This window comes from Phormidium sp. CCY1219, from assembly GCF_055795085.1.
This window is the reverse complement of record NZ_JAYFEQ010000808.1, coordinates 1-5,342: the sequence shown is the minus strand read 5'-3', so window position 1 is coordinate 5,342 and position 5,342 is coordinate 1. Positions and strand designations below refer to the sequence as shown.

Sequence of the window (5,342 nt, the reverse complement as noted above, 5' to 3'; positions counted from 1 at the left end):
CAGGACATAAAAGCAATTTACGCATTGCTTTTATGTCCTGCCTGCCCCTACGGTTTCATTATACCCGATGCCCATATTTTTGTCAACCCAGGCAACAATTTAACCGCGCAACATTTTGTGCAAAAAAAGGTTGCCATTTTTTTTCAGAGGGGATATAATGAGGGTAAAGCTCGTTGGCTGGGGCAGGAAACTTACGCAATTTACGCATTGCTTTTATGTCCTGCCTGCCCCTACGGTTTCATTATACCCGATGCCCATATCTTTGTCAACCCAGGCAACAATTTAACCGCGCAACATTTTGTGCAAAAAAAGGTTGCCATTTTTTTTTGAGAGGGGATATAATGAGGGTAAAGCTCGTTGGCCGGGGCAGGACATAAAAGCAATTTACGCATTGCAATATCTGGGGGAGCAAACGATTAATATCGCCGCTGATGCCAAGCAAGTTTTGGCAAGTGGTTGTAGGGTGGCCCGAGACCACCCTACAGAATGGCTCAACGGTATCCATTCCAGGGACTAACTTGCAGGATTCCGTTTGGAGTAAACACCACGCGAAAAGGGGCGAGGGGTTCTTGGAGGACGCCGCCGGACTGATTGCGTTCCACCCCGGCGGTGGGCTGATGGAGGTTTTCCAGGGGAGTTTGATTCAGATAATTTTGGGCCGAGGAATTTTGCGGTTCGTAATCCACGATCGCCCCATCGCGGGCCAACCAAACCCGATATAACAGTTCCCCATCGAACTGCGGATCCTCAGTCCAGAGGCGATCGATACTGGAGTAGAGACTGTCTTGCAACTGTTCGAGCAAGGCGCGATTCTCGATTTCCGGGAGGGAATTCACCGCCACAGGGCGCGCCCGGTTGGTTTCTGGGGTCACCCCAGAGGTTTCCTCAGCGGGGGTATTCTCCCAAGGCTCCACATTCAGTTGTGCATCGGAAGTAAACTCGACGCGGAACGAGGCAATTTCCTGGTCTGTGACCGAACCGCCTTGCATGGGAATGTAAACCAGGTAGAACAAGGGGGTTTCCCCATCGTAGTTCTGAGCGGCTTCATTTTCGGCGCGGTAGCCCAAAATTGCCCCATCGCGCCCCACAGTGACGTGATAAACTAAATTCTCGTCAAAGGTGAGGTCGGGGGTCCAAGCGCGATCGATTTCGTTGGAGAGTTGTTCTTGCAAAGCGCTCAACTGGTCCGCATCGGTAATTTCGCGGGTGTTTTGTAACGAGGTTTCTAATTCAGCAGCAGAAGGCGGGGTGCCGTTGGGGGCGGGATTGGCAGTCCCTTCGCCACTTGCCGTGGGATTGACCAACGCCCCGGATTCGTCCCGCGCTTCTTCCGGCACCGGTTCTATGGGGCGTTGAACTTCTGGCATGGGCATGAGGAACAATGCCAGGGCCGCCACCGCGAGACTGGAGACGCCCACTGCGGCGGGCAGGGCGCGTTCGGCGAGTGGTTGTTGGTTTTTCGCTTCAGTTTTGGTAACAGGTTGTAACTGTAGCCCCATTTGAGGCAAGGTTTGCGGATCGGCGAAGAATCGATCCACCGCTTCGACTAAATCGAACAACTGCACCGTGGATAAATCGATTTGGATTGGGGTGCTGTTGTGGGAGTTGGGGGGGTGGACGATCAAGCGGTGCGAATTTTGAGCGATCTTTTGCAATTGCACCGGGGCGGTGGAACCGTTCGGGGATTCGGGCAATGCGGGGGTCAAGGAGTGACGATGGACCCCACTGAGAAATTCTTGGGCGTAGTTACTGACTGCACTGACTAAACTTTGAAAAAATTCTACGCCGCCAGAGAGGGGGCGATCGCGGGTACCGAGATAGAACTCGGCATTGACTAAAACCGACATCACGGATCCGGCGTCGTGGCGATCGCCATCCGCTTGCGGGTCACTCAATCCTTCTAAAAGCAGCTTGCAATTTGGTAGCTGATATTCTCGTTGAATGCTCACTCAACTTCTCCATCAAACAAACTAAACCACAACCGTTGCATTCCGGCTGTTCCGGTACAAAATAACAATTCGCCCAGCAATTCGATTGCCAGGGCGTTTAATTTTTCATTGGTGCTATAAGCCACCACCCCAGCGCGACGAGGGTTCATCCGACTGCGAAAGTGAGCGCGAAAGCGTTCGAGATAATTGGAGAGTCGCAGGTGATGTTCGAGGGGAATCTGCTTTTGTTGCAATTGCTCGTAGTCGGCGAGCAATTGGCGGATAGTGGTTTTTAACCGACGAGTGGCTAAAATGCTAGCGATCGCCACGAGGGCTTTCCCTTCTTGCAATTTTAGCGCACGCCGCTGACTGAACCGCCGCAGGGGATTGGTACTGCGAAGAATCCACAGAAATACGCGATTTTGAATCACCCCTTGTAACTGCTCTTCTTTGGCAACCGCCAGAATCGCTTGCGATCCGTGAAGATCCAATGCTTCGATCGCCAATAATAATAAATCGATTTGCATCCGGGCGCGGCGGGGACAACCCTCCCCGGAAAAGCCGGGGGGGTCGGGCAAGTTCTCTAAAATCGGAGTGGTGGTTTGGTCGGCTACAGTGTTGGTTTGCATTACGCTTACGGGAGCATTCATACTTAAGTCCGGTGTGGATCTACAGGGAGGGCAAGGAGGCTGTGGTCAAATCGGAATCACTGCAATAGGTTGGCTTGTAGTTTAGGATTGACACTTCCGGTCATTTTCCCTTGCAGTTGCCGTTTCCCATTGAGAAAACGACAATCCAACTCTACGGACAAACAAATCAATAATTGTAGCAATAGGGGGCAAAACCCCAAAAAATATAAACATTTGGCGTATATAATTTGCCGATCGGATTTTAGAGCGTCCGGAGCCTCCTTTTAAAATTCTAGACCCTCTGGCCTTCGGGATGGTGCCAAGGGGAGAATTGAGAAGATTGAGGCGGTAGCCTTGCACCGAGGGTACCCAGGATGAGCGGGGCAGGAGTCAAGGGGACTTTTGCGCCATGCGCCCGCCGCAACGCCTGCCTGACGGTGGCATCGGGGGAGAGGGAAAAAAGGGCAAAAAGCTTGATACAGTAAGGTAGGGTCATCGGGAAGGGGCGATCGCTCACCGACAGTGGGTAGATTTCCTCTAGATTTACCCCATGCCATCTCAACCCGACAAGTTCAAGTATGGATCTTAAATCTCTGATTCGTGACATCCACGATTTTCCCAAACCGGGAATCCTGTTTCGGGATATCACTACCCTCCTGCGGGATCCAGAGGGAGTCCGTTACACGATTGACACGATGAGCGAAAAGTGCAAGCCTTTCAAACCGGACTACATCGTGGGGATGGAGTCGCGGGGGTTTTTGTTTGGGGTGCCTTTAGCCTATCAACTCAATGCCGGCTTTATCCCGGTTCGCAAACCGGGCAAACTGCCCGCCCCCTGTCACTCCATCGAGTACCAGTTGGAGTACGGGACCGATCGCCTAGATATGCACAAAGATGCGATCGAACCGGGAACCCGAGTTTTGATCGTAGACGATTTAATCGCCACTGGGGGTACTGCTTGCGCTACGGCAAAGTTACTGGAACAAGCGGGGGCTGAATTGGTGGCATTTTGCTTTGTCGTTGAACTCAAAGCGCTCAACGGGCGGCAACAACTGCCCGACGTGCCGATCGTGTCTTTGGTAGAGTATTAATAACCGGGCGCTTTGGCTGTTTTCTAATGGCGAATCGCGCGCTCAATCCACCCGGATTGATGCGTGCCTTGCAATGGGCGATTCGCCCGCCGCGCTTTTCCGTAACCCCACCTCGGCAAGGTTTATGACTTCGACAAAAGCATCCTCGGTTCGGCAACGCCTCGAACAACTCTTGCAACGATCGCTCTTTATTTTCCAAAGCGAGACGTTTTTTTACGTCGTCAAGCGGTTATTGCAGGCGGTATTAACGTTATTTTTAGCATCGGCGCTCAGTTTTGCCATTATTCAACTGGCACCGGGGGATTACCTCGATACCTTACGCCAAAATCCGCAAATCTCGCCGGAAACCCTAGAAATGTACACGGAACGATTCGGTCTGAATCAACCGCCGATCGCGCAATATTGGCGATGGTTGACTCGGATTATCACCCAAGCTGATTTTGGCATGAGTTTCAAATATCAGCGACCGGTGACGGAACTGTTGTGGGAGCGGATTTTCAATACTCTGCTGCTGTCGATTTCTTCGTTGGTGCTGACTTGGGCGATCGCCATCCCCCTGGGAATCCTCGCCGCTGTCAAGCAAAATCACTGGCTCGATCGCATCCTGCGAACCCTCAGCTACACCGGGCAGGGGTTTCCTAGCTTTATCACTGCCTTGTTATTGCTGCTGTTTGCTCTGAATACCACTCCCCTGTTTCCCGTGGGGGGCATGACCAGCATTTACCACGCTCAACTCTCTCCCTTGGGCAAAATTATCGATATTGGGTGGCACATGATTTTGCCCACCCTCGCCCTATCGATTACCAGTTTTGCCGGGTTGCAGCGCATCACGCGCGGCGAGTTACTCGACGTGCTGCGTCAAGACTACATCCAAACCGCCCGGGCAAAAGGATTGCCGGAAAATCGGGTGATTTACGTTCACGCCCTCCGCAATGCGGTGAATCCCTTAATTACCATTCTCGGATTTGAATTTGCCAGCTTGTTAAGTGGCGCGTTTATTGCGGAATTTTTCTTTAATTGGCCGGGACTCGGACGCCTGATTTTGGATGCAGTGCGAAGTCAAGATATCTATCTGGTGATGGCGAGTTTGATGATGGGGGCAGTTATGCTGATTTTGGGCAATCTGCTGGCCGATTTGTGGCTGAAAGCTATCGACCCGCGCATCAAGTTGGAAAATCTCAAATAAGGTTGATTTTGTTTTTTGCAGGGATGAAAATCCTTGTATTTCTGACCAGAAACCCAAGCAAACGATAGAAGAAAAGCGGATGTTTTCTCAAGTTTATTACCTAATTCGAAAGCGAGAGGATGGCAGCTATCTGGCGGCGCATCCGGAGCGCGGGGAACGGGAGGAAATCGCTGATGCGGGCTATCTGCTCCTATTTCGCGAGCAGTTTGACGCTTTGGGATATCTGAATAAGTATGGGGCTGACGTGAGCGATCGCTTTGCGGTGGAATCCATTCCGGGCATTCAGCTCAAAGGAATTCTCAACCGCTGGGGCTTTACGGGGATTGCTCTGGTGGAAGACCCGCTCTTACCAAAGGTGGAGTTTTTGCGACAAAGTTAATCTTTTCTTAAGGTAAAACGCTGTCCGAAAGTGGGAAAATAGTAAAATAATCCGGTCAGGGACTCCGTAGAAACCAACCCCATGTCTAAAGCCAGGGGCTTGTACTTCTAACCACCTGACCAGCCTAAA

General features: G+C 51.6%; 6 protein-coding genes. 4 read left to right on the top strand and 2 right to left on the bottom strand.

What is annotated here, in order from left to right:
- Positions 1–330 (top strand): hypothetical protein (locus AC0QH1_RS25240; RefSeq protein WP_324634188.1); only part of this gene is annotated, 330 nt, incomplete at its 5' end.
- A gap of 161 nt (positions 331–491) precedes the next feature.
- Here AC0QH1_RS25240 and AC0QH1_RS25235 read toward each other — a convergent pair.
- Entirely contained in the window at positions 492–1,949 is a 1,458-nt protein-coding gene (locus AC0QH1_RS25235) for a DUF4335 domain-containing protein (RefSeq protein WP_324634187.1), read from the bottom strand.
- Positions 1,946–2,578: a DUF3038 domain-containing protein gene (locus AC0QH1_RS25230; RefSeq protein ID WP_324634186.1), complete on the bottom strand. Its 633-nt coding sequence runs from the start codon at positions 2,576–2,578 to the stop codon at positions 1,946–1,948. The genes AC0QH1_RS25235 and AC0QH1_RS25230 overlap by 4 nt, the downstream gene beginning before the upstream one ends.
- A 557-nt stretch (positions 2,579–3,135) precedes the next feature.
- On the opposite strand from AC0QH1_RS25230, the gene AC0QH1_RS25225 reads away from it, so the two are divergent.
- From AC0QH1_RS25225 to AC0QH1_RS25215, 3 genes are all read left to right on the top strand, one after another.
- Positions 3,136–3,648: an adenine phosphoribosyltransferase gene (locus AC0QH1_RS25225; protein ID WP_324634185.1), complete on the top strand. Its 513-nt coding sequence runs from the start codon at positions 3,136–3,138 to the stop codon at positions 3,646–3,648.
- A 124-nt stretch (positions 3,649–3,772) separates the two neighbouring features.
- Positions 3,773–4,834, top strand: a complete 1,062-nt coding sequence (locus tag AC0QH1_RS25220; protein ID WP_324634184.1) for an ABC transporter permease — start codon at positions 3,773–3,775, stop codon at positions 4,832–4,834.
- 79 nt (positions 4,835–4,913) lie between these two features.
- Positions 4,914–5,213 carry a hypothetical protein gene (locus AC0QH1_RS25215; RefSeq protein ID WP_324634183.1) on the top strand — a complete coding sequence of 100 codons (300 nt, stop codon included), beginning with the start codon at positions 4,914–4,916 and terminating at the stop codon, positions 5,211–5,213.
- Positions 5,214–5,342 lie beyond the last annotated feature (129 nt).

Excerpts from the sequence above, each read along its gene's own strand:
- AC0QH1_RS25230 (WP_324634186.1), bottom strand. The coding sequence starts at position 2,578 with ATGAATGCTCCCGTAAGCGTAATGCAAACCAACACTGTAGCCGACCAA.
- AC0QH1_RS25225 (WP_324634185.1), top strand. The coding sequence starts at position 3,136 with ATGGATCTTAAATCTCTGATTCGTGACATCCACGATTTTCCCAAACCG.
- AC0QH1_RS25220 (WP_324634184.1), top strand. The coding sequence starts at position 3,773 with ATGACTTCGACAAAAGCATCCTCGGTTCGGCAACGCCTCGAACAACTC.
- AC0QH1_RS25215 (WP_324634183.1), top strand. The coding sequence starts at position 4,914 with ATGTTTTCTCAAGTTTATTACCTAATTCGAAAGCGAGAGGATGGCAGC.